At 73.0% G+C, this 23,280-nt stretch carries 20 protein-coding genes; 18 read left to right on the top strand and 2 right to left on the bottom strand.

Annotated features, from left to right (window positions below; all coding sequences use genetic code 11):
- Nucleotides 1–65: 65 nt before the first annotated feature.
- Nucleotides 66–566, bottom strand: a complete 501-nt coding sequence (gene bldD / locus ACWCXC_RS30675) for a transcriptional regulator BldD (RefSeq protein ID WP_018103903.1) — start codon at nt 564–566, stop codon at nt 66–68.
- A gap of 222 nt (nt 567–788) precedes the next feature.
- Here bldD and pyrR point away from each other — a divergent pair, with 222 nt between their 5' ends.
- The 14 genes from pyrR (at nt 789) to ACWCXC_RS30605 (ending at nt 17,443) form a co-directional block, all read left to right on the top strand.
- Complete coding sequence (gene pyrR, locus ACWCXC_RS30670; protein WP_450891148.1) at nt 789–1,373, top strand: bifunctional pyr operon transcriptional regulator/uracil phosphoribosyltransferase PyrR; 585 nt, start codon at nt 789–791, stop codon at nt 1,371–1,373.
- 83 nt (nt 1,374–1,456) lie between these two features.
- Nucleotides 1,457–2,446 carry an aspartate carbamoyltransferase catalytic subunit gene (locus ACWCXC_RS30665; RefSeq protein ID WP_450891147.1) on the top strand — a complete coding sequence of 330 codons (990 nt, stop codon included), beginning with the start codon at nt 1,457–1,459 and terminating at the stop codon, nt 2,444–2,446.
- 2 nt (nt 2,447–2,448) lie between these two features.
- Nucleotides 2,449–3,735 carry a dihydroorotase gene (locus ACWCXC_RS30660; RefSeq protein ID WP_450682134.1) on the top strand — a complete coding sequence of 429 codons (1,287 nt, stop codon included), beginning with the start codon at nt 2,449–2,451 and terminating at the stop codon, nt 3,733–3,735.
- Complete coding sequence (locus tag ACWCXC_RS30655) at nt 3,732–4,319, top strand: PH-like domain-containing protein (protein WP_450682135.1); 588 nt, start codon at nt 3,732–3,734, stop codon at nt 4,317–4,319. The genes ACWCXC_RS30660 and ACWCXC_RS30655 overlap by 4 nt, the downstream gene beginning before the upstream one ends.
- Nucleotides 4,316–5,458, top strand: coding sequence for a glutamine-hydrolyzing carbamoyl-phosphate synthase small subunit (gene carA / locus ACWCXC_RS30650; protein WP_450682136.1), 1,143 nt, complete (start codon nt 4,316–4,318; stop codon nt 5,456–5,458). Before ACWCXC_RS30655 ends, carA begins: the two co-directional genes overlap by 4 nt.
- The gene (gene carB / locus ACWCXC_RS30645; RefSeq protein WP_450891146.1) at nt 5,451–8,759 is read left to right on the top strand and encodes a carbamoyl-phosphate synthase large subunit; all 3,309 of its coding nucleotides are present in this window, start codon (nt 5,451–5,453) and stop codon (nt 8,757–8,759) included. Before carA ends, carB begins: the two co-directional genes overlap by 8 nt.
- 81 nt (nt 8,760–8,840) lie before the next feature.
- A complete protein-coding gene (locus ACWCXC_RS30640; protein ID WP_450891145.1) occupies nt 8,841–9,950 on the top strand; it encodes a quinone-dependent dihydroorotate dehydrogenase in 1,110 nt (369 codons plus the stop codon).
- Nucleotides 9,947–10,786, top strand: a complete 840-nt coding sequence (pyrF, locus tag ACWCXC_RS30635; RefSeq protein ID WP_450891144.1) for an orotidine-5'-phosphate decarboxylase — start codon at nt 9,947–9,949, stop codon at nt 10,784–10,786. The genes ACWCXC_RS30640 and pyrF overlap by 4 nt, the downstream gene beginning before the upstream one ends.
- Nucleotides 10,787–11,032: 246 nt before the next feature.
- Entirely contained in the window at nt 11,033–11,356 is a 324-nt protein-coding gene (locus ACWCXC_RS30630; protein WP_018524251.1) for an integration host factor, read from the top strand.
- A gap of 38 nt (nt 11,357–11,394) precedes the next feature.
- Nucleotides 11,395–12,012: a guanylate kinase gene (gene gmk, locus ACWCXC_RS30625; protein WP_450682140.1), complete on the top strand. Its 618-nt coding sequence runs from the start codon at nt 11,395–11,397 to the stop codon at nt 12,010–12,012.
- A 79-nt stretch (nt 12,013–12,091) separates the two neighbouring features.
- Nucleotides 12,092–12,364, top strand: coding sequence for a DNA-directed RNA polymerase subunit omega (gene rpoZ, locus ACWCXC_RS30620; RefSeq protein ID WP_003970369.1), 273 nt, complete (start codon nt 12,092–12,094; stop codon nt 12,362–12,364).
- A 141-nt stretch (nt 12,365–12,505) separates the two neighbouring features.
- Nucleotides 12,506–13,708, top strand: coding sequence for a bifunctional phosphopantothenoylcysteine decarboxylase/phosphopantothenate--cysteine ligase CoaBC (coaBC, locus tag ACWCXC_RS30615; protein ID WP_450891143.1), 1,203 nt, complete (start codon nt 12,506–12,508; stop codon nt 13,706–13,708).
- A 243-nt stretch (nt 13,709–13,951) separates the two neighbouring features.
- Complete coding sequence (gene metK / locus ACWCXC_RS30610; protein ID WP_450682142.1) at nt 13,952–15,160, top strand: methionine adenosyltransferase; 1,209 nt, start codon at nt 13,952–13,954, stop codon at nt 15,158–15,160.
- Between the two features lie 141 nt (nt 15,161–15,301).
- Nucleotides 15,302–17,443, top strand: a complete 2,142-nt coding sequence (locus ACWCXC_RS30605; protein WP_450891142.1) for a primosomal protein N' — start codon at nt 15,302–15,304, stop codon at nt 17,441–17,443.
- A gap of 483 nt (nt 17,444–17,926) precedes the next feature.
- Here ACWCXC_RS30605 and ACWCXC_RS30600 read toward each other — a convergent pair whose 3' ends face one another.
- The gene (locus ACWCXC_RS30600; protein WP_450891141.1) at nt 17,927–18,457 is read right to left on the bottom strand and encodes a hypothetical protein; all 531 of its coding nucleotides are present in this window, start codon (nt 18,455–18,457) and stop codon (nt 17,927–17,929) included.
- Nucleotides 18,458–18,733: 276 nt separating this feature from the next.
- Here ACWCXC_RS30600 and fmt point away from each other — a divergent pair, with 276 nt between their 5' ends.
- The 4 genes from fmt to ACWCXC_RS30580 all read left to right on the top strand — a co-directional run bounded on the left by fmt (nt 18,734) and on the right by ACWCXC_RS30580 (nt 23,156).
- Complete coding sequence (fmt, locus tag ACWCXC_RS30595; RefSeq protein WP_450682145.1) at nt 18,734–19,666, top strand: methionyl-tRNA formyltransferase; 933 nt, start codon at nt 18,734–18,736, stop codon at nt 19,664–19,666.
- Nucleotides 19,667–19,744: 78 nt separating this feature from the next.
- Complete coding sequence (locus ACWCXC_RS30590; RefSeq protein WP_450891140.1) at nt 19,745–21,178, top strand: RsmB/NOP family class I SAM-dependent RNA methyltransferase; 1,434 nt, start codon at nt 19,745–19,747, stop codon at nt 21,176–21,178.
- A gap of 128 nt (nt 21,179–21,306) precedes the next feature.
- Entirely contained in the window at nt 21,307–21,990 is a 684-nt protein-coding gene (rpe, locus tag ACWCXC_RS30585; protein ID WP_450682147.1) for a ribulose-phosphate 3-epimerase, read from the top strand.
- Between the two features lie 149 nt (nt 21,991–22,139).
- The gene (locus ACWCXC_RS30580) at nt 22,140–23,156 is read left to right on the top strand and encodes a sugar-binding transcriptional regulator (protein ID WP_450682149.1); all 1,017 of its coding nucleotides are present in this window, start codon (nt 22,140–22,142) and stop codon (nt 23,154–23,156) included.
- Nucleotides 23,157–23,280 lie beyond the last annotated feature (124 nt).

Genomic DNA, 23,280 nt, shown 5'->3' with positions numbered 1-23,280 from the left:
ACGCCGGGCCGGCGGGGCGCCCGAGAGGCCCCGCCGACCCGGCGGCACGTTTCTTCTGGGGGCGGTCAGCCCTCGTCGTGGGCGACCGCGCGGCGCGCGTCGGCGTCCAGGACACCCCAGCTGATCAGCTGCTCCGTGAGCACGGACGGCGACTGGTCGTAGATCACGGCCAGGGTGCGCAGATCGTCCTGGCGGATCGAGAGGACCTTGCCGTTGTAGTCGCCGCGCTGGCTCTGGATCGTCGCCGCGTAGCGCTGGAGGGGCCCGGCCTTCTCCGGCGGGACGTGGGCCAGGCGCTCCAGCTGGAGCACGAGCTTCGGCGGCGGCTCGGCGGCCCCGCCGGGCGTGGTGCCGGGCAGGAGCTCCTGCACCGGAACGCCGTAGAAGTCCGCCAGCTCGGCAAGGCGCTGCACGGTCACGGCACGGTCACCGCGCTCGTACGAGCCGACCACGACGGCCTTCCAGCGGCCCTGCGACTTCTCCTCCACGCCGTGGAGGGAGAGGCCCTGCTGGGTGCGGATGGCACGGAGTTTGGCCCCGAGCTGTTTTGCGTATTCGCTGGACATAAGGCTCCCCGGACGCTGGAACATTACGCGGCTGCGCCGCGTGGCTGGTAACTCACTGTGAGGTTACGCAGCGTTACTTGGGTGCGTCAAGCTGAATGGTCCGGACCGACACCTCCCGGGGGGTGGGGCAGGGCCCCCGCTCGGGCCCTGGTAACGTGGATGACGCAATTTCGACGTCCTTTAAGGTCCGTCCCGTGAGGCGGAGAAGGAGGTCCGTTTCTTATGGACGCACAGCACGACGCCACCGGCAATGCGGCACGCCCCGTTCTCGAGGCCCCCGACATCGCCCGCGTACTGACCCGAATCGCCCACGAGATCGTCGAACGCGCCAAGGGCGCCGACGACGTGGTGCTTCTCGGCATCCCGACCCGGGGCGTCTTCCTCGCCCGCCGGCTCGCCGACAAGCTCGAAGAGATCACCGGCCGAAAGATGCCGGTCGGCTCGCTCGACATCACCATGTACCGCGACGACCTCCGGCTGCGCCCCGCGCGCGCCCTGGCCCGCACCGAGATCCCCGGCGAGGGCATCGAGGGCCGTCTGGTCGTCCTCGTCGACGACGTGCTCTTCTCCGGCCGTACGATCCGCGCCGCCCTCGACGCGCTCGGCGACATCGGCCGCCCCCGCGCGGTGCAGCTCGCGGTCCTCGTCGACCGCGGACACCGCGAACTCCCGATCCGCGCCGACTACGTCGGCAAGAACCTCCCCACGTCGCTGCGGGAGACGGTCAAGGTCCAGCTCGCCGAGGAGGACGGCCGCGACGCCGTGCTGCTCGGGGTCGAGCAGTCCGCCCCGGCGGTCGAGCGATAGCTGCCCTCCGTACGGCCGATCGCCGTACGGCGGCTTCCGCACGCCCGCATGCCTGAATCCTCCACAACCCGGAGAACACCCAGATGAAGCGCCACCTCATCTCGGCCGCCGACCTCACCCGCGACGACGCCGTCCTGATCCTCGACACCGCCGAGGAGATGGCCAGGGTCGCGGACCGGCCGATCAAGAAGCTCCCGACCCTGCGCGGCCGTACCGTCGTCAACCTCTTCTTCGAGGACTCGACCCGTACCCGCATCTCCTTCGAGGCGGCCGCCAAGCGGCTGTCCGCCGACGTCATCAACTTCTCCGCCAAGGGCTCCTCGGTCTCCAAGGGCGAATCGCTCAAGGACACCGCCCTGACCCTGGAGGCGATGGGCGCCGACGCCGTCGTCATCCGGCACGGCGCCTCCGGCGCCCCGTACCGCCTGGCCACCTCCGGCTGGATCGACGGCGCGGTCGTCAACGCGGGCGACGGCACCCACGAGCACCCCACCCAGGCCCTGCTGGACGCCTTCACCATGCGCCGCAGGCTCGTCGGGGCGGACGCCGGACTCGGCAAGGACCTCGAAGGCCGCCGGATCACCATCGTCGGCGACATCCTGCACAGCCGCGTCGCCCGCTCCAACGTCCATCTGCTCCACACCCTCGGCGCGCACGTCACCCTGGTGGCTCCGCCCACCCTGGTGCCCGTCGGCGTCGAGCAGTGGCCCTGCGAGGTCAGCTACGGCCTCGACGAGGTGCTGCCGAAGTCCGACGCTGTGATGATGCTGCGTGTGCAGCGCGAACGGATGAACGCCGCGTACTTCCCGACCGAGCGCGAGTACTCCCGCCGCTACGGCCTGGACGGCGAGCGGATGGCGAAGATGCCCGAGCACGCCGTCGTCATGCACCCGGGACCGATGGTCCGCGGCATGGAGATCACCGCCGAGGTCGCCGACTCCGGCCGCTGCACGGCCGTCGAACAGGTCGCCAACGGCGTCTCCATCCGCATGGCCGTGCTCTACCTGCTGCTCGGCCATGCCGAGCCGGCCGCCCCCACCGCCCCCGCCGCCCGTACCGAGGAGACCAAGTAACCATGAGCAAGACCCTGATCCGCGGCGCGAGGATCCTCGGCGGCGACCCGCAGGACGTCCTCATCGACGGCGAGACCGTCGCGGCGGTCGGCACCGGCCTGGACGCCGGCGACGCCACCGTGATCGAGGCCGAGGGCCTGATCCTGCTCCCCGGCCTCGTCGACCTCCACACCCACCTGCGCGAGCCCGGCCGCGAGGACTCCGAGACCGTCCTCACCGGCACCCGGGCCGCGGCCGTCGGCGGCTACACCGCCGTGCACGCCATGGCCAACACCTTCCCCGTCGCCGACACCGCCGGCGTCGTCGAGCAGGTCTGGCGGCTCGGCAGGGAGTCCGGCTACTGCGACGTGCAGCCCGTCGGCGCCGTCACCGTGGGCCTGGAGGGCAAGCAGCTCGCCGAACTCGGCGCCATGCACGATTCGGCCGCCGGAGTGAAGGTCTTCTCCGACGACGGCAAGTGCGTGGACGACGCGGTGATCATGCGCCGCGCCCTGGAGTACGTGAAGGCCTTCGACGGCGTCGTCGCCCAGCACGCCCAGGAGCCCCGCCTCACCGAGGGCGCCCAGATGAACGAGGGCGTCGTCTCGGCCGAGCTGGGCCTCGGCGGCTGGCCCGCCGTCGCCGAGGAGTCGATCATCGCCCGCGATGTGCTGCTCGCCGCCCACGTCGGCTCCCGCGTCCACATCTGCCACCTCTCGACGGCCGGCTCCGTGGAGATCGTCCGCTGGGCCAAGTCCAAGGGCTGGAACGTCACCGCCGAGGTCACCCCGCACCACCTGCTCCTCACCGACGAGCTGGTCCGCACCTACGACCCGGTCTACAAGGTGAACCCGCCGCTGCGCACCGAGGCCGACGTCATGGCGCTGCGCGAGGCGCTGGCCGACGGCACCATCGACTGCGTCGCCACCGACCACGCCCCGCACCCGCACGAGGACAAGGACTGCGAGTGGGCCGCGGCCGCCATGGGCATGGTGGGCCTGGAGACCGCGCTCTCCGTCGTCCAGCAGACCATGGTCGAGACCGGGCTCATCGACTGGGCGGGCGTCGCGGACCGGATGTCCTTCCGCCCCGCCGCCATCGGCCGCCTCGAAGGACACGGCCGGCCCGTCTCGCAGGGCGAGCCCGCCAACCTCACCCTGGTCGATCCGGCATACCGTGGAGCCGTGGACCCCGCGGGCTTCGCCTCCCGCAGCCGCAACACCCCCTACGCGGGACGCGAGCTGCCGGGCCGAGTGACCCACACCTTCCTGCGGGGCCGTGCCACGGTCGTCGACGGGAAGCTCGCGTGACAACACTCCGCCCCCTGCACCACCTGCACCACCTGGCCGCCGAGCAGAAGTCGGCGGACGTGACCGACTGGTCCGCCCGCATCAGCTGGGTGATCGGCCTGATCGTCTTCATCGCCTTCGTCTACTGGCTGATGCGCCAGGGATGGAAGTGGCGGGCCAGTCTCCAGTCCGACCTGGACGCGCTCGCGACCACCCCCGAGGGCTACGCCGACGGCGGGAAGCTGCTCACCCTGACCGGCCGCTACCACGGCTCGACCACGGCCGGGCAGTGGCTCGACCGGATCGTCGCCCACGGCCTCGGCACCCGCAGCCGGGTCGAACTGACCCTCACGGAGCAGGGCCTGGACGTCGTACGGCCCGGCGCGACGGACTTCTTCGTCCCCGCCGCCGACCTGCGCGAGGCCCGGACCGAACGGGCCATCGCGGGCAAGGTCCTGCCCGAGGGCGGACTGCTGGTCATCACCTGGGCGCTCGGCGACCGGCTGATCGACTCCGGCTTCCGCTCCGACCACTCGGCCGACCACAGCGCGTGGATCGACGCCGTCAACCACCTCACCAGCACTACGGAAGGCACCGCACGATGACGACCTCCACCCGGGGAGCCGCCCAAGCTCCCGCCGTACTCGTCCTGGAGGACGGCCGCACCTTCCGCGGCCGCGCCTACGGGGCCGTGGGGGAGACCTTCGGCGAGGCGGTGTTCTCCACCGGCATGACCGGCTACCAGGAGACGCTGACCGACCCCTCCTACCACCGCCAGGTCGTCGTCATGACCGCCCCGCACGTCGGGAACACCGGCGTGAACGACGAGGACCCCGAGTCGAAGCGGATCTGGGTCTCCGGCTACGTCGTCCGCGACCCCGCCCGCATCCCCTCCAACTGGCGCTCCCGCCGCTCCCTGCACGAGGAGCTCGCGAGCCAGGGCGTCGTCGGCATCAGCGGCGTCGACACCCGTGCCCTCACCCGCCACCTGCGCGAGCGCGGCGCCATGCGCGTCGGCATCTTCTCCGGCGACGCCGTCGCCGACGAGAACACGCTCCTCGCCAAGGTGCGCCAGGCCCCCGAGATGCAGGGCGCCGACCTCTCCGCCGAGGTCGCCACCGACGAGGCGTACGTCGTCCCCGCGATCGGCACCAAGAAGTTCACCGTCGCCGCCGTCGACCTCGGCATCAAGGGCATGACCCCGCACCGGATGGCCGAGCGCGGCATCGAGGTGCACGTCCTGCCCGCCACCGCCACGGTCGAGGACGTCTACGCCGTCGCCCCCGACGGGGTCTTCTTCTCCAACGGCCCCGGCGACCCGGCCACCGCCGACCACCCGGTCTCCGTCATGCGCGCCGTGCTCGACCGGGGAACCCCGCTCTTCGGCATCTGCTTCGGCAACCAGATCCTGGGCCGCGCGCTCGGCTTCGGCACCTACAAGCTGAAGTACGGCCACCGCGGCATCAACCAGCCCGTGCAGGACCGCACGACCGGCAAGGTCGAGGTCACCGCGCACAACCACGGCTTCGCCGTCGACGCCCCGCTCGACCGGGTCTCCGAGACCCCCTACGGGCGCGCCGAGGTCTCCCACGTCTGCCTGAACGACCAGGTCGTCGAGGGGCTGCGGCTCCTGGACCGGCCGGCCTTCAGCGTCCAGTACCACCCCGAGGCGGCCGCGGGCCCGCACGACGCCGCGTACCTCTTCGACCGCTTCGTTTCCCTGATGGAGGACCAGCGTGCCTAAGCGCTCCGACATCCAGTCCGTTCTGGTCATCGGCTCCGGTCCGATCGTCATCGGACAGGCCGCCGAGTTCGACTACTCCGGCACCCAGGCCTGCCGCGTCCTCAAGTCCGAGGGCCTGCGCGTCATCCTGGTCAACTCCAACCCGGCGACGATCATGACCGACCCGGAGATCGCCGACGCCACGTACGTCGAGCCGATCACCCCCGAGTTCGTCGAGAAGATCATCGCCAAGGAGCGCCCCGACGCCCTCCTGCCCACCCTCGGCGGCCAGACCGCGCTCAACACCGCGATCTCCATGCACGAGAACGGCGTCCTGGAGAAGTACGGCGTCGAGCTGATCGGCGCCAACGTCGAGGCCATCAACAAGGGCGAGGACCGCGACCTCTTCAAGGGTGTCGTCGAGGCCGTCAAGGAGAAGATCGGATACGGCGAGTCCGCCCGCTCCGTCATCTGCCACTCCATGGACGACGTCCTCAAGGGCGTCGACACCCTCGGCGGCTACCCCGTCGTCGTCCGCCCCTCCTTCACCATGGGCGGCGCCGGCTCCGGCTTCGCCCACGACGAGGACGAGCTGCGCCGCATCGCCGGCCAGGGCCTCACGCTCTCCCCGACCACCGAGGTGCTCCTGGAGGAGTCCATCCTCGGCTGGAAGGAGTACGAGCTGGAGCTGATGCGCGACACGAACGACAACGTCGTGGTCGTCTGCTCCATCGAGAACTTCGACCCGATGGGCGTCCACACCGGTGACTCGATCACCGTCGCCCCGGCGATGACCCTCACCGACCGCGAGTACCAGCGGCTGCGCGACATCGGCATCGCGATCATCCGCGAGGTCGGCGTCGACACCGGCGGCTGCAACATCCAGTTCGCGATCGACCCCACCGACGGCCGGGTCATCGTCATCGAGATGAACCCGCGCGTCTCCCGCTCCTCGGCGCTCGCCTCCAAGGCCACCGGCTTCCCGATCGCCAAGATCGCCGCCAAGCTGGCCGTCGGATACACGCTCGACGAGATCCCCAACGACATCACCGAGAAGACCCCGGCCTCCTTCGAGCCGACCCTCGACTACGTCGTCGTCAAGGCCCCCCGCTTCGCCTTCGAGAAGTTCCCCTCCGCCGACTCCACCCTCACCACCACCATGAAGTCGGTGGGCGAGGCCATGGCGATCGGCCGGAACTTCACCGAGGCGCTGCAGAAGGCGCTGCGCTCCCTGGAGAAGAAGGGCTCGCAGTTCGACTTCACCGGCGAGCCCGGTGACAAGGCCGCGCTGCTGGCCGAGGCGGTCCGCCCCACCGACGGCCGGATCAACACCGTCATGCGGGCGATCCGGGCCGGCGCCACCCAGGAAGAGGTCTTCGACGCCACGAGGATCGACCCCTGGTTCGTCGACCAGCTCTTCCTGATCAAGGAGACCGCCGACGAGCTGGCCGCCGCCGACAAGCTCCTCCCCGAGCTGCTGGCCGAGGCCAAGCGGCACGGCTTCTCCGACGCCCAGATCGCCGGCATCCGCGGACTGCGCGAGGACGTCGTCCGCGAGGTCCGCCACGCGCTCGGCATCCGCCCGGTCTACAAGACGGTCGACACCTGCGCCGCCGAGTTCGCCGCGAAGACGCCGTACTTCTACTCCTCCTACGACGAGGAGAGCGAGGTCGCGCCCCGCACCAAGCCCGCGGTGATCATCCTCGGCTCCGGCCCCAACCGCATCGGCCAGGGCATCGAGTTCGACTACTCCTGCGTCCACGCCTCCTTCGCCCTGAGCGACGCCGGCTACGAGACCGTGATGGTCAACTGCAACCCGGAGACGGTCTCCACCGACTACGACACCTCCGACCGGCTCTACTTCGAGCCGCTCACCCTGGAGGACGTGCTGGAGATCGTGCACGCCGAGTCCCTGGCGGGCCCGATCGCCGGTGTCATCGTGCAGCTCGGCGGCCAGACCCCGCTGGGCCTGTCCCAGGCGCTCAAGGACAACGGCGTGCCCGTCGTCGGCACCTCCCCGGAGGCCATCCACGCCGCCGAGGACCGCGGCGCCTTCGGCCGGGTCCTGGCCGAGGCCGGACTGCCCGCCCCGAAGCACGGCACCGCCACCACCTTCGCCGAGGCCAAGGCCATCGCCGACGAGATCGGCTACCCGGTCCTCGTCCGCCCGTCCTACGTGCTGGGCGGCCGGGGCATGGAGATCGTGTACGACGAGACCCGGCTCGCCTCGTACATCTCCGAGTCCACCGAGATCAGCCCCACCCGGCCGGTCCTGGTCGACCGCTTCCTCGACGACGCCATCGAGATCGACGTCGACGCGCTCTACGACGGCACCGAGCTGTACCTCGGCGGCGTCATGGAGCACATCGAGGAGGCCGGCATCCACTCCGGCGACTCCGCCTGCGCGCTGCCCCCGATCACCCTCGGCGGCTTCGACATCAAGCGGCTGCGCGCCTCCACCGAGGCCATCGCCAAGGGCGTCGGCGTCCGCGGGCTGATCAACATCCAGTTCGCCCTCTCCGGCGACATCCTCTACGTGCTGGAGGCCAACCCGCGCGCCTCGCGCACCGTCCCCTTCACCTCGAAGGCGACCGCCGTCCCGCTCGCCAAGGCCGCCGCCCGCATCTCGCTCGGCGCCACCGTGGCCGAGCTGCGCGCCGAGGGCCTGCTGCCGCGCCACGGCGACGGCGGCACCCTGCCCCTGGACGCGCCGATCTCCGTCAAGGAGGCCGTCATGCCGTGGTCGCGCTTCCGCGACATCCACGGCCGCGGCGTCGACACGGTCCTCGGCCCGGAGATGCGCTCCACCGGTGAGGTCATGGGCATCGACTCGGTCTTCGGCACGGCGTACGCCAAGTCGCAGGCCGGCGCGTACGGCCCGCTGCCCACCAAGGGCCGCGCCTTCATCTCCGTCGCCAACCGCGACAAGCGCTCGATGATCTTCCCGGCCCGCGAGCTGGTCGCCCACGGCTTCGAGCTGATGGCCACCTCCGGCACCGCCGAGGTCCTCAAGCGCAACGGCATCAACGCCCGCGTGGTGCGCAAGCAGTCCGAGGGCGAGGGTCCGGACGGCGAGAAGACGATCGTCCAGCTGATCCACGACGGCGAGGTCGACCTGATCGTCAACACGCCGTACGGGACCGGCGGCCGGCTCGACGGCTACGAGATCCGCACCGCGGCCGTCGCCCGGTCGGTGCCCTGCCTCACCACGGTCCAGGCGCTCGCCGCGGCCGTCCAGGGCATCGACGCCCTCAACCACGGAGGCGTCGGAGTCCGCTCCCTCCAGGAACACGCGGAACATCTGACCGCGGCTCGCGACTAGCAGCCCAGAGGGGGACACCGGAAACGGTGTCCCCCTCTTCGCGAGAACCCCGACGCTTCGCGAGAACCTAGGACACCCCCGATGTACAAGCTCTTCTTCCGCCTGGTCTTCACCCGGATGGACCCGGAACGCGCCCACCACCTGGCCTTCCGCTGGATCCGCCTCGCCGCCCGCATCCCCGTCCTGCGCACCTTCGTGGCCGCCGCGCTCGCCCCCCGGTACAAGGAGCTGCGCACCGAGGCCCTGGGTCTGCGCATGCACGGCCCCTTCGGCCTCGCCGCCGGCTTCGACAAGAACGCCGTCGCGATCGACGGCATGGCGATGCTCGGCTTCGACCACGTCGAGATCGGCACCGTGACCGGCGAGCCGCAGCCCGGCAACCCGAAGAAGCGCCTGTTCCGCCTGGTCGCGGACCGCGCGCTCATCAACCGCATGGGCTTCAACAACGAGGGCTCGGCCGCCGTGGCCGCCCGCCTGGCCGCCCGCACCCCGGTCTTCCGCACGACCGTCGGCGTCAACATCGGCAAGACCAAGATCGTCCCCGAGGCCGACGCCGCCGCCGACTACGTGACCTCCACCGAACGCCTGGCCGCCCACGCCGACTACCTCGTCGTCAACGTCTCCTCGCCCAACACGCCCGGACTGCGCAACCTCCAGGCCACCGAGTCGCTGCGCCCGCTGCTCACCGCCGTGCGCGAGGCCGCCGACCGTACCGTCACCCACCGCCGCGTCCCGCTGCTCGTCAAGATCGCCCCGGACCTCGCGGACGAGGACGTGGACGCGGTCGCCGACCTCGCCGTGGAACTGGGCCTGGACGGCATCATCGCCACCAACACCACCATCGCCCGCGACGGCCTGGGCCTGCGGTCCCCGGCGTCCCTGGTGAAGGAGACCGGCGGCCTGTCCGGCGCACCCCTCAAGGAACGCTCCCTGGAGGTCCTGAGCCGCCTCTACCGCCGCGTGGGGGACCGGATCACCCTGGTCGGCGTCGGAGGCGTCGAGAACGCCGAGGACGCCTGGCAGCGCATCCTGGCCGGCGCCACCCTCGTCCAGGGCTACAGCGCCTTCGTCTACGAGGGCCCGTTCTACGCCCGCGCGATCCACAAGGGCCTCGCCGCACGGCTGGCCGCCTCCCCGTACGCCACCCTCGCCGACGCGGTCGGCGCCGGAACCAGGAAGGCCGTGAAATGACCCAGGAACCCTTCGGCGCGCGCCTGCGCCACGCGATGGACACCCGCGGACCGCTCTGTGTGGGCATCGACCCGCATGCCTCCCTGCTCGGCGCCTGGGGGCTGTCCGACGACGTGGCGGGCCTGGAGCGCTTCACCCGTACGGTCGTCGAGGCGCTGGCCGACCGGGTCGCCGTCCTCAAGCCGCAGTCCGCGTTCTTCGAGCGCTTCGGCTCGCGCGGCATCGCCGTCCTGGAGAAGGCCGTCGAGGAGGCCAGGGCTGCGGGCGCGCTGGTCCTCATGGACGCCAAGCGCGGCGACATCGGCTCCACCATGGGCGCCTACGCCGCGACCTACCTCGACAAGGACTCGCCGCTCTACTCCGACGCGGTGACCGTCTCGCCGTACCTCGGCTTCGGCTCGCTGCGCCCGGCGCTGGACGCGGCCGCGGTCTCCGGATCGGGCGTCTTCGTCCTGGCGCTCACCTCCAACCCGGAGGGTGCCGAGGTGCAGCGGGCCACCGCCGCCGACGGCCGCTCGCTGGCCCAGGTGATGCTCGACCACATGGCCGGGGAGAACGCGGGGGCCGATCCGCTGGGCTCGGTCGGCGCAGTGGTCGGGGCGACCCTCGGGGACGCGGGCGCCGATCTCTCGATCAACGGCCCGCTGCTCGCGCCGGGCATCGGCGCCCAGGGCGCGACGCCGGCGGATCTGCCCGGCGTCTTCGGCGCCTCCGTGCGCAATGTGGTGCCGAGCGTGAGCCGGGGCGTGCTGCGTCACGGGCCCGATGCCGCCGGGCTTCGCGGGGCCGCCGAACGGTTCGCGGACGAGGTCCGCGCGGCCGTCACGGATGCGTGACACGGCCACGTAACAACGAGTTGACGGAATCCTGACCAAAAATCTCAGGTGTTATGCCGGAAATGTCCTGGTCGGCAGAGGCTGACCAGGACTTTTCATCTGTTCTCGCTGACTCGGGCGGCCTTGGCCGCTAGTCTCCGTCGAGGGCCAACGAGCACAGGTTGTTCGCGGCTCACCTGGTGAGAGGGCTGTCCCGCCGTCTCACCGGTCCGTATCCGACAGAACGACATCCGAGGTGACGTAGGCGTGGCTCTTCCGCCCCTTACCCCTGAACAGCGCGCAGCCGCGCTCGAAAAGGCCGCCGCGGCTCGCCGGGAGCGGGCCGAGGTCAAGAATCGACTCAAGCACTCCGGCGCCTCCCTCCACGAGGTCATCAAGTCCGGTCAGGAGAACGACGTCATCGGCAAGATGAAGGTCTCCGCCCTGCTGGAGTCCCTGCCCGGCGTGGGCAAGGTCCGCGCCAAGCAGATCATGGAGCGACTCGGCATCTCCGAGAGCCGCCGCGTCCGCGGTCTCGGCTCCAACCAGATCGCATCCCTGGAGCGCGAGTTCGGCGGCAGCGCCGCCTGACGTTCTCAGGCACTCCTGAGAACCTGGATAATCGCTCCATGGCTGCAACATCCCGGGGGACGTCCCCCGTACCCCCGGACGTACGTCCGCGGCTGACCGTGCTCTCCGGCCCCTCGGGGGTCGGCAAGAGCACGGTCGTCGCGCATATGCGCAAGGTCCACCCCGAGGTGTGGCTCTCGGTGTCGGCGACGACCCGCAAGCCCCGCCCCGGCGAACGCAACGGGGTCCACTACTTCTTCGTGGACGACGAGGAGTTCGACAAGCTGATCGCCAACGGCGAGCTGCTGGAGTGGGCCGAATTCGCCGGCAACCGCTACGGCACGCCGCGCCGCGCCGTGCAGGAGCGGCTGGAGGCCGGCGAGCCGGTCCTGCTGGAGATCGACCTCCAGGGCGCCCGGCTGGTCCGCCAGTCCATGGCCGACGCCCAGCTGGTCTTCCTCGCGCCGCCGAGCTGGGAGGAGCTGGTGCGCCGGCTCACCGGCCGGGGGACCGAGGCGCCCGAGGTGATCGAGCGCAGGCTGGCCGCGGCCAGGGTCGAACTGGCCGCCGAGGCCGAGTTCGACACCACGCTCGTCAACACCTCCGTCGAGGACGTGGCACGTGAGCTGCTAGCCTTGATGCTGGAGGCTTCCGGCCACCGTGCCGGCGGCGCCTGAACGCACGACACGGGGCCCGGTCACGAGCCCCTGACTGTCAAAGATTTCTTTGATCTTCACCCCCTTCGGAAGGCAGAGAGTGTCCTCTTCCATCACCACGCCCGAGGGCATCATCAACCCGCCGATTGATGAGCTCCTCGAAGCAACCGACTCGAAGTACAGCCTCGTGATCTACGCCGCCAAGCGCGCGCGCCAGATCAACGCGTACTACTCGCAGCTCGGTGAGGGACTCCTCGAGTACGTCGGTCCGCTCGTCGACACCCACGTGCACGAGAAGCCGCTCTCGATCGCGCTCCGCGAGATCAACGCGGGCCTGCTCACCTCCGAGGCCATCGAGGGCCCCGCGCAGTAAGCAGGAGACGCACCTTCACCCCAGGCCCGGCGGCCCGACCGTCGGGCCTGTGGTGTGCCCGGGGCGACCGGACCGCCTGCGCACCGGTGAGGCAGCATGGGGGAGTACGAACGCGTACGGAGCCGAGTGCGGGGAGACGCAGTGGACAAGCCGAAGGTCGTTCTGGGGGTCAGCGGGGGCATCGCCGCGTACAAGGCGTGCGAGCTGCTGCGCCGGCTGACCGAGTCCGGACATGACGTACGGGTCGTCCCGACCGAGGCGTCCCTGCACTTCGTGGGCGCGGCCACCTGGTCGGCGCTCTCCGGCCACCCGGTCTCCACCGAGGTCTGGAACGACGTCCACGAGGTCCCGCACGTCAGGATCGGCCAGCACGCCGACCTCGTCGTCGTCGCCCCGGCCACCGCCGACGTGCTCGCCAGGGCGGCCCACGGCCTCGCCGACGACCTGCTCACCAACACGCTGCTCACCGCCCGCTGTCCGGTCGTCTTCGCGCCCGCCATGCACACCGAGATGTGGGAGCACCCGGCGACCCGGGAGAACGTCGCCACGCTGCGCCGCCGGGGCGCCGTCGTCATCGAGCCCGCCGTCGGACGCCTCACCGGCGTCGACACCGGCAAGGGCCGGCTGCCCGACCCGGCCGAGATCTTCGAGGTCTGCCGCAGGGTCCTGGCGCGCGGCCCCGTCGCCCCCGATCTGGCCGGCCGGCACGTGGTGATCAGCGCGGGCGGCACCCGCGAGCCGCTGGACCCGGTCCGCTTCCTGGGCAACCGCTCCTCCGGCAAGCAGGGGTACGCCCTGGCCCGCACCGCGGTCGCCCGCGGGGCCCGGGTCACGCTCGTCGCGGCCAACACCCAGCTGCCCGACCCCTCGGGCGCCGACCTCGTGCACGTCGGCACCGCCGTGGAGCTGCGCGACGCCGTGCTGAAGGCGGCGGCCGACGCCGACGTCGTGGTGATGGCCGCCGCCGTGGCCGACTTCCGGCCGGCCCGCTACGAGACCGGGAAGATCAAGAAGAAGGACGGCCGGGAACCGGCCCCCGTCGCGCTCGTCCGCAACCCCGACATCCTCGCCGAGATCTCCGCCGAGCGCGCCGCGCCGGGGCAGATCGTCGTCGGCTTCGCCGCCGAGACCGACGACGTGCTCGCCAACGGGCGGGCGAAGCTGCGCCGCAAGGGCTGCGATCTGCTCGTCGTCAACGAGGTGGGGGAGCGCAGGACCTTCGGCTCCGAGGAGAACGAGGCCGTCGTGCTCGCGGCCGACGGCGGCGAGACCGCCGTGCCGCACGGACCCAAGGAAGCGCTTGCCGACACGGTCTGGGACCTCGTGTCGGCGCGGCTCGGGTGAAATTCTCGTGTCGCCGCCCCGGGGGGCCCGAACCCTTGCGGGGCGGGCCCGGGGAGGGGCCGCGGGCGGCCTCCGCGCCTCTGCGGACACCGCCCGGAGGGAGGACAAAGCTCCCAAAGGGCGAGACACGGTGTCCGCTGGGCGGAGCCGACCGATAAACTGGTCCCGGACCGTGCCCGGGCGCAGCTCCCGGACGGTCCGGCCCATGATCAGCCAGCAGCCGCTGCAACCCCAGGGAGCGATGTGTCCCGCCGTCTCTTCACCTCGGAGTCCGTCACCGAGGGCCACCCCGACAAGATCGCCGACCAGATCAGCGACACCATTCTCGACGCACTCCTGCGCGAGGACCCGACGTCGCGCGTCGCCGTCGAGACCTTGATCACCACCGGTCAGGTGCATGTCGCGGGTGAGGTCACGACCAAGGCCTACGCCGACATCCCGACCCTGGTCCGCAACAAGGTCCTGGAGATCGGCTACGACTCCTCCAAGAAGGGCTTCGACGGCGCGTCCTGCGGCGTCTCCGTCTCCATCGGGGCGCAGTCCCCGGACATCGCGCAGGGCGTCGACACCGCGTACGAGAAGCGGGTCGAGGGCGATGAGGACGAGCTCGACAAGCAGGGCGCGGGCGACCAGGGCCTGATGTTCGGCTACGCCTGCGACGAGACGCCCGAGCTGATGCCGCTGCCGATCTACCTCGCGCACCGGCTCTCCCGCCGCCTCTCCGAGGTCCGCAAGAACGGGACCATTCCGTACCTGCGTCCCGACGGCAAGACCCAGGTCACCATCGAGTACGACGGCGACAAGGCCGTCCGCCTCGACACCGTCGTCGTCTCCTCGCAGCACGCGAGCGACATCGACCTGGACTCGCTGCTCGCGCCCGACATCCGCGAGTTCGTCGTCGAACACGTGCTGGCCCAGCTGGTCGAGGACGGCATCAAGCTCGACACCGAGGGCTACCGCCTGCTGGTCAACCCGACCGGGCGGTTCGAGATCGGTGGCCCGATGGGCGACGCCGGACTCACCGGCCGCAAGATCATCATCGACACCTACGGCGGCTACGCCCGCCACGGCGGCGGTGCCTTCTCGGGCAAGGACCCGTCGAAGGTGGACCGCAGCGCCGCGTACGCGATGCGCTGGGTCGCCAAGAACGTCGTCGCCGCCGGGCTCGCCGCCCGCTGCGAGGTCCAGGTCGCGTACGCGATCGGCAAGGCCGAGCCGGTCGGTCTCTTCGTCGAGACCTTCGGCACCGCCGCGGTCGACACCGAGAAGATCGAGCACGCGATCGGCGAGGTCTTCGACCTCCGCCCGGCCGCGATCATCCGCGACCTCGACCTGCTCCGCCCGATCTACTCCCAGACCGCCGCCTACGGCCACTTCGGCCGCGAGCTGCCGGACTTCACCTGGGAGCGCACCGACCGGGTGGACGCCCTGCGCGCGGCCGCCGGCCTGTAAGGGCCCGCTGGATTCCGTCCGTACGCGGGAGCCCGGACACCGAGCACGTTCGGTGTCCGGGCTCCCGCGCGTCCGCTCCCGGACCGGCGCCGCCGTCGGACCCCGGGGCGGCTGTCAGTGCCGTCTGGTAGGGATAGGGCTGTGAGCAGCGACGACAAGCGGTCCGACGAACCCGATCCCGGGGCGCCGGAACAGCTCGCGCTGATCCGCGAGACCGTGCGATCCGCCAAGGTGCCCCGCGCCAAACCGCGCACCTGGCGCGGGGCCGCGCTGGCCAAGGAGCTGCCCGTCGCCCGCGTTTTGGTCAACAAGGGGGCGCTCCACCTCGACCAGTACTTCGACTACGCGGTTCCCGAGGAACTGGACGCCGACGCCCGGCCCGGGGTGCGGGTCCGGGTGCGGTTCGGCGCCGGAGCGCGCCAGGTCCGGGGCGGACGCCGCGAGGGCGGCGGTCTCATCGACGGTTTCCTGATCGAGCGGCTGGCCGAGTCCGACTACCAGGGCGCGCTCGCCGCGCTGGCCTCGGTGGTCTCGCCCGAACCGGTCCTCGGCCCGGAGCTGCTCGCCCTCGCCCGCGCCGTCGCCGACCGCTACGCCGGCAGCCTCGCCGATGTGCTCCAGCTCGCCGTGCCGCCGAGGAACGCACGGGCCGAGGCGGCACCCTCCCCGGCCCCGCTGCCGCCCCCGCACGCCCCGGCCCCGGGGACCTGGACGCGGTACGCGCAGGGCCCCGCCTTCCTGTCCGCGCTGGCCGGCGGGGGAGCGCCGCGCGCCGTCTGGACCGCCCTGCCGGGGCCGCACTGGCCGCAGGAGATCGCCGCCGCCGTCACCGCCACCCTCGCCTCGGGGCGCGGCGCGCTGGTCGTGGTGCCCGACGGACGGGCCGCCGGCCGGGTGGACGCCGCCCTGACCGCCGCGCTGGGGGAGGGCCGGCACGCCGTGCTCACGGCCGGCTCCGGCCCCGAGAAGCGCTACCGGGAGTGGCTCGCCGTGCGGCGGGGCTCCGTCCGGGCGGTCGTCGGCACCCGGGCCGCGATGTTCGCCCCCGTCGCGGACCTCGGGCTGGTCGTCGTCTGGGACGACGGCGACTCCAGCCACAGCGACGACAACGCCCCCTTCCCGCACGTCCGCGAGGTGCTGGAACTGCGCGCCACGCACGGCCGCTGCGCGTTCCTGCTCGGTGCGACGAGCTGCACGGTGGAGGCCGCGCAGCTCGTCGAGAGCGGCTGGGCGCTGCCGCTGCGACCGGACCGCGAGCAGCTGCGGATCGCGGCGCCCCTCGTGCGCACGGTCGGGGACGGCGAACTGGCCAGGGACGGCGCGGCCCGCGCCGCCCGGCTGCCCAGCCTGGCCTGGCAGACGGTCCGGGACGGGCTGAGCACCGGACCCGTGCTCGTCCAGGTCCCCCGCCGGGGGTACGCGCCCCGGCTGGCCTGCGAGCGCTGCCGGGAGCCCGCCCGGTGCCGGCACTGCGCCGGACCGCTGGAGGCCCCCGACCAGCAGGACCTGAACTGCGCCTGGTGCGGCCGGGCCGAGACGTCCTGGCACTGCGCCGCCTGCGGCGGGCGCCGGCTGCGGGCGCAGATCGTCGGTGCCCGCCGCACGGCGGAGGAGCTGGGCCGGGCCTTCCCGGCCGTGCCGGTCCGCACCTCGGGCCGCGACCACGTCCTGGAGTCCGTGCCGGACCGGCCCGCCCTCGTCGTCAGCACGCCCGGCGCCGAACCGGTGGCCGAGGGCGGCTACGCGGCGGCGCTGCTGCTGGACGGCTGGGCGATGGTCGGCCGCCCCGATCTGCGCGCAGGCGAGGAGGCCCTGCGCCGCTGGATCGCGGCCGCGGCGCTGGTGCGCGGCCGGCCCGAGGGCGGCACGGTCGTGGTCGTCGCCGAGCCGACCCTGCGCCCGGTGCAGGCACTGGTGCGCTGGGACCCCGTCGGCCATGCGCGTCGGGAGCTGGCGGACCGGGCCGAGCTGGGCTTTCCGCCGGTGTCCCGGATGGCGTCGGTGGCGGGGGCCCCGGAGGCCGTGGCCGCCTTCCTGGCCGCCGCCGCCCTCCCGCCGGATGCCCAGGTCCTCGGGCCCGTTCCGGTGCCCGCCGCCGAGGCGGGCCGCCCCCGCCGCCCCTTCGAGGCCCCCGCCGGCCAGAGCTGGGAGCGGATCCTGATCCGCGTTCCCCCCGGCAGCGGGGCGGCCCTGGCCGCCGCCCTCAAGAAGGCCCGGGTCTCGCGCACGGGAGGCGGCGCGGGCGCGGTGCGGATCCGGGTGGATCCGCCGGACATCGGGTGAGCGGCGAGGGCGCGCGGCCGGTCCGCGTGTGACCCCGGCCGTGAGGTGGTTGCCGACGGCCGGGGCCGGGCGGACCCCACTCGGGTGGAGCCGCCGGGCCCCGCGCCGGGGCCCCGTGGTGGTGCGGCCCGTGGCGACGCCTTCGCGGGCCCCGTGGCGGACGCTCCGGTGCCCGTCGCCGGAAGGGCACCGGAGGAACGTTCCGCCGCAGGGGTACGAATGACCGGCCGGGTCCCTCGGGCGCCCGGCCGGACGGGTCGTCGGGGCCGCCCCCGCGCATAGGCGCGCGGGCGGCCCCTCGGGCGTGTGGTGAAAGCCGCGCCGTCCGCCCGCAGGGCGGGCCCGGCGGGCCCGGTGCGTGCGATCGCCCGGCGGAGGGCCGCCCCGACACTGGAGGTATCGGGATGACCCCGGCGACGCGGCGAGCATGCGTGCCGGACGCCGCCGAGCGGGCGGGACCTTCGGCACACGCCCCGAGGCGGATCAGCCGTTGCGTGGGCCCGGGAAGACGCCCGGTCGCAGGTCCTCGCGGAGCGGCGGGCGGTCCGCCGAGGGCTGCGGCGGCATCGAACGGGCCGCCGGAACGGACGGCAGCGCGGGCGACCCGGTGACCGGGCGCTGCGCCACGACCTCGGCCGCGCCCTCCGTCGCCACCGGCTGGGGGGTGGCGCGCCGTGCGCCGTAGCGGCGGTGGACGGCCTGCTTGGTGACTCCGAGCGCGGAGCCCACCGCGTCCCAGGAGAAGCCCAGCGAGCGGTCGAAGTCCACCGCCGCCGTCACCAGGGTCTCGACGCTGTCCCGCAATTCCTGGGCCAGCCTCACGGTGGGGGCGGGGGCCCGTCCGTAGACGACGAAGCCCGTGGAAGGGCCGGAGCGGCGCGGACGGTAGACGTTGCCCAGCTGGGCCGTGAGCGTGCGCAGCGCGTCCACCTGCCGCCGGACCCGCTCGATGTCCCGCACCAGGAGATGCAGACTGGCCCGCGCTTGGGCGTCGTGGGTTGCGTGGTCGGCCATGAAGAAGCCTCTCGAACCGGCGTTGAAAGGGATCGGGCCGCACGAGGGCGGCTCGCTTCGGTCAATCTCTCTTGACCAACGCCGCACCCGTGCCTCTGGTCACGCTCCCGGGGCGTATCCGCACATCCGAGGGGCGTGCGGGCGCGCGTACGCCCCCCCGGGCCGGGGCCCCCGTACGACCGGGCGCACGCCCTCGGGCGCCCGGTCGTACGGGGGCCCATAGACTGGTGCGTCGCTCGTCCCGCACCGTCAAGGCCCGAGAGGCAGCCACCACCCATGAAGCTCGTCTTCGCCGGCACCCCCGAGGTCGCCGTTCCCGCCCTGGACGCCCTGATCGCCTCCGGCCGCCACGAGGTCGCCGCCGTCGTCACCCGGCCCGACGCCCCCGCCGGACGCGGGCGGCGCCTGGTCGCCAGTCCGGTGGCCGAGCGGGCCGAGGAGGCGGGGATCGAGGTGCTCAAGCCCGCCCGGCCGCGCGACGAGGACTTCCTGGCCCGGCTCCGGGAGATCGCGCCCGACTGCTGCCCCGTCGTCGCCTACGGGGCGCTGCTCCCCAAGAGCGCCCTGGCCGTCCCCGCGCGGGGCTGGGTGAATCTGCACTTCTCGCTGCTGCCGGCCTGGCGCGGCGCCGCCCCCGTCCAGCACGCGGTCATGGCCGGCGACGAGGTGACCGGGGCCTCCACCTTCCTCATCGAGGAGGGACTGGACTCCGGCCCCGTCTACGGCGTCCTCACCGAGGAGGTCCGGCCCACCGACACCAGCGGCGACCTGCTGACCCGGCTCGCTTTCGCCGGTGCCGGTCTGCTCGCGGCGACGATGGACGGGATCGAGGACGGCACCCTGCACGCCGTGCCGCAGCCCGCCGAGGGGGTCACCCTCGCACCGAAGATCACCGTCGAGGACGCCCAGGTCCAGTGGTCCGCGCCCGCCCTGCGCGTCGACCGGGTGATCCGCGGCTGCACCCCCGCCCCCGGCGCCTGGACGCTCTTCCGGGGCGAGCGCCTGAAGCTGGTCCAGGCCCATCCCGTCGTGGACCGGGGCGATCTCGCCCCCGGCGAGCTGTCCGCGGCGAAGAACAGCGTGCACGTCGGCACCGGATCGCACGCCGTCGAACTGCTCTGGGTCCAGCCCCAGGGCAAGAAGCCGATGCGCGCGGCCGACTGGGCGCGCGGGGTGCGCATCGTCCCCGGCGAGCTGCTCGGCAGCTGACGCGACGGCGGACCGGGCCGGACGGGGGACGTAGGCTGGGAGGGTTCGCCCCCTCACCACCAGCGGAGCACCTTTCACGTGAACGACCAGCCGCGTCGCCGTCCCGCCAAGCCGCACCGCCGTCCCCAGAAGGACCCGGTCCGCTTCCTCGCCTTCGAGGCACTGCGGGCCGTCGACGAGCGCGACGCGTACGCGAACCTCGTCCTGCCCCCGCTGCTGAAGAAGGCCCGCGCCAAGGGCGACTTCGACCAGCGCGACGCGGCCCTGGCCACCGAGCTGGTCTACGGGACGCTGCGCCGCCAGGGGACGTACGACGCGATCGTCGCCGCCTGCATCGACCGGCCGCTGCGCGAGGTCGACCCGCCGGTGCTGGACGTGCTGAACATGGGCGTGCACCAGCTGCTCGGCACCCGCATCCCCACGCACGCCGCCGTCTCCGCCAGTGTCGAGCTGGCCCGGGTGGTGCTGGGCGAGGGCCGCGCCAAGTTCGTCAACGCGGTCCTGCGCAAGGTGTCCGCCGACGACCTCGACGGCTGGCTGGCCAAGGTGGCCCCCTCCTACGAGGAGGACGCCGAGGACCACCTCGCCGTCGTGCACTCGCACCCCCGCTGGGTCGTCTCCGCGCTCTGGGACGCGCTCGGCGGCGGACGCGCCGGCATCGAGGACCTGCTCGAAGCCGACAACGAACGCCCCGAGGTCACCCTCGTCGCGCGCCCCGGCCGCTCCACCACCGGGGAGCTCCTCGACGTCCTCGGTGAGGAGAACGGCCTGCCGGGCCGCTGGTCGCCGTATGCCGTGCGGATGGCCGAGGGCGGCGAACCGGGCGCCCTGGACGCCGTGCGCGAGGGCCGGGCCGGTGTTCAGGACGAGGGCAGCCAGCTCGTCGCCGCCGCCCTGGCGAACGCCCCGCTGGAGGGCGAGGACCGCCGCTGGCTCGACGGCTGCGCCGGGCCCGGCGGCAAGGCCGCCCTGCTGGCCGCGCTCGCGGCGGACCGCGGCGCCACCCTGCTCGCCGCCGAGAAGCAGCCCCACCGCGCCCGCCTGGTGGAACGTGCGCTGGCCGGCAACCCCGGCCCGTACCAGGTGATCACCGCCGACGGCACCCGCCCGCCGTGGCTGCCCGGCAGCTTCGACCGCATCCTCATGGACGTCCCCTGCTCGGGCCTGGGCGCGCTGCGCCGCCGCCCGGAGGCCCGCTGGCGGCGGCGCAAGGAGGACCTGGAGGGCTTCGCGCCCCTCCAGCGCGGTCTGCTGCGCGAGGCGCTGAAGGCGGTCCGGGTCGGCGGGGTGGTCGGCTACGCGACCTGCTCGCCGCATCTGGCCGAGACCCGGGTGGTCGTCGAGGACGTCCTCAAGGGGCGCGGCGGCGAGCCCGTCCGCGCCGAGTGGGTGGACGCCCGCCCGCTGATGCCCGGGGTCCCCGCGCTCGGCGACGGACCGGACGTCCAGCTCTGGCCGCATCTGCACGGCACGGACGCCATGTACCTGGCACTGCTGCGGCGCACCGCCTGACCGCTGCGGCCCGTCCCCGGCTCCGGCCGGGGGCGAAAAGGCCGGGAATGCGCGAACCGTAATGATCCCGTGAGGCTTTGGGGCGCACCGGAGCGGGGAAGTGCCGGAGAACATGGCAGGCTTGGGCCATGGCCCAGATCAACCCCAGCATTCTCTCCGCCGACTTCGCACGTCTCGCCGAGGAGGCGCAGGCCGTCGAAGGCGCCGACTGGCTCCACGTCGACGTCATGGACAACCACTTCGTGCCCAATCTGACCCTCGGCGTGCCGATCGTGGAATCGCTCAGCCGGGCCACGTCCACCCCGCTGGACTGCCACCTGATGATCGAGGACGCGGACCGCTGGGCCCCCCAGTACGTCGAGGCGGGCGCGGGCTCCGTCACCTTCCACGCGGAGGCCGCCGCCGCCCCCGTGCGGCTCGCGCGGGAGATCCGGGCCAAGGGCGCCCGCGCCTCCATGGCGCTGAAGCCGGCGACGCCCGTCGAGCCGTACGAGGACCTGCTCCCCGAGCTCGACATGCTGCTGATCATGACCGTGGAACCGGGCTTCGGCGGCCAGGCCTTCCTCGACATCATGCTGCCGAAGATCCGCCGCACCCGTGAGCTGATCTCCAAGCACGGACTCGACCTGTGGCTCCAGGTCGACGGCGGGGTCTCCGAGTCCACCATCGAGCGGTGCGCGGAGGCGGGCGCGGACGTGTTCGTCGCCGGTTCCGCCGTCTACGGCGCCGAGGACCCGGCCGCCGCGGTCCGGTCGCTGCGCGCCAGGGCCGAGGGGGCCATCGCCTCCGCCGGCTGGGCCTGCGGTCACTGACCTCCGGCCGCCGCGCCCCCGGCCGGACGACGGCCGGGCCAAGGGCGGATGAACGCGGTCCGACGGGACCGGTCAAGGATCGCCGTATCTGACAGGATGAACGGCGTATCGAGAGCGTGAACAGCAGTGAGGAGAACGCGGTGTCTGCAATGTCGGCGGGCCGGTCCGCCCTGCGGATGGGGCCCGCGGAGCTGGTCCAGGCGGCGGCCATGGCCCGCCGCTTCTACCTTGAGGGCAAGTCCAAGATCCAGATCGCCGAGGAGTTCGGCGTCAGCCGCTTCAAGGTCGCCCGGGTCCTGGAGACGGCCCTGGAGCGTGACCTCGTACGGATCGAGATCCGCGTCCCCGCCGAACTGGACGCCGAGCGCTCCGACGCGCTCCGCGCCCGCTACGGACTGCGCCACGCGGTCGTCGTCGAGTCCCCCGCCGAGGAGCAGGACGACGCCGCCGACCCCGAGAACCTGGGCGAGGTCGCGGCCGATCTGCTCGGCGAACTGGTGACCGAGGGCGATGTCCTCGGGCTCGCCTGGGGCCGGTCCACCATCCACATGGCGGCGGCCCTCGACCGGCTGCCGCCGTGCACGGTCGTGCAGCTCACCGGGGTCTACGACGCGGGGACGGCCGAGCGCGGCTCGGTCGAGGCGGTCCGGCGGGCCGCCCAGGTCTCCGGCGGCGAGGCCCACCCGATCTACGCGCCGATGCTGCTGCCCGACCCGGCGACGGCCGCCGCGCTGCGCCACCAGACGGGCATCGCCCGCGCCTTCGAGTACTTCGACAAGGTGACGGTCGCGGCCGTCTCCATCGGTTCGTGGGAGCCGGGCATCTCCACGGTCCACGACATGCTCTCCGACGACGAGCGGCGCCACTACGCCTCGCTGGGGGTCGCCGCCGAGATGTCGGCGCACCTCTTCGACGCGGACGGCCGGCGGGTCGGCCGCGACCTCGGCGAGCGCTGCATCACGGTCGAGGCGGACCGGCTGCGCCGGATCCCCGAGGTGGTGGCGATCGCCGGCGGCCAGCGCAAGGCCGCGGCGATCGGGGCGGTGCTGCGCTCGGGCCTGGTCACCAGCCTGGTGACGGACACCGCGGCGGCCGACTATCTGCTGACCGAGTCGGCGGCGCCGCGCCGTCCGGCGCTGGAGCGGGCCGACCCGGACGGCGACTGAGTCCCGGAAACGGGGGAGGGGCGGGTGGGCGGCGGCCCCCCCCCCCGCCGCGGGCGCGCAGGGCGTCGCGGCCCCCCCGCCCGGCGGCTCCAGATACTGGTCGGGGCGGGCGTACGGGGGGACG

The sequence above is a fragment of the Streptomyces sp. NPDC001515 genome (assembly GCF_053597115.1).
Note: the sequence above shows the minus strand (reverse complement) of the source record. Positions and strands in the feature narration are given on the sequence as shown.

What these genes read in the sequence shown, in the direction of transcription:
- rpe (WP_450682147.1), top strand. Translation starts at nt 21,307, where the DNA reads ATGGCCCAGATCAACCCCAGCATTCTCTCCGCCGACTTCGCACGTCTC.
- ACWCXC_RS30660 (WP_450682134.1), top strand. Translation starts at nt 2,449, where the DNA reads ATGAGCAAGACCCTGATCCGCGGCGCGAGGATCCTCGGCGGCGACCCG.
- ACWCXC_RS30600 (WP_450891141.1), bottom strand. Translation starts at nt 18,457, where the DNA reads ATGGCCGACCACGCAACCCACGACGCCCAAGCGCGGGCCAGTCTGCAT.
- ACWCXC_RS30640 (WP_450891145.1), top strand. Translation starts at nt 8,841, where the DNA reads ATGTACAAGCTCTTCTTCCGCCTGGTCTTCACCCGGATGGACCCGGAA.
- ACWCXC_RS30665 (WP_450891147.1), top strand. Translation starts at nt 1,457, where the DNA reads ATGAAGCGCCACCTCATCTCGGCCGCCGACCTCACCCGCGACGACGCC.
- pyrF (WP_450891144.1), top strand. Translation starts at nt 9,947, where the DNA reads ATGACCCAGGAACCCTTCGGCGCGCGCCTGCGCCACGCGATGGACACC.
- bldD (WP_018103903.1), bottom strand. Translation starts at nt 566, where the DNA reads ATGTCCAGCGAATACGCAAAACAGCTCGGGGCCAAACTCCGTGCCATC.
- ACWCXC_RS30580 (WP_450682149.1), top strand. Translation starts at nt 22,140, where the DNA reads ATGTCGGCGGGCCGGTCCGCCCTGCGGATGGGGCCCGCGGAGCTGGTC.
- gmk (WP_450682140.1), top strand. Translation starts at nt 11,395, where the DNA reads ATGGCTGCAACATCCCGGGGGACGTCCCCCGTACCCCCGGACGTACGT.
- carA (WP_450682136.1), top strand. Translation starts at nt 4,316, where the DNA reads ATGACGACCTCCACCCGGGGAGCCGCCCAAGCTCCCGCCGTACTCGTC.
- fmt (WP_450682145.1), top strand. Translation starts at nt 18,734, where the DNA reads ATGAAGCTCGTCTTCGCCGGCACCCCCGAGGTCGCCGTTCCCGCCCTG.
- pyrR (WP_450891148.1), top strand. Translation starts at nt 789, where the DNA reads ATGGACGCACAGCACGACGCCACCGGCAATGCGGCACGCCCCGTTCTC.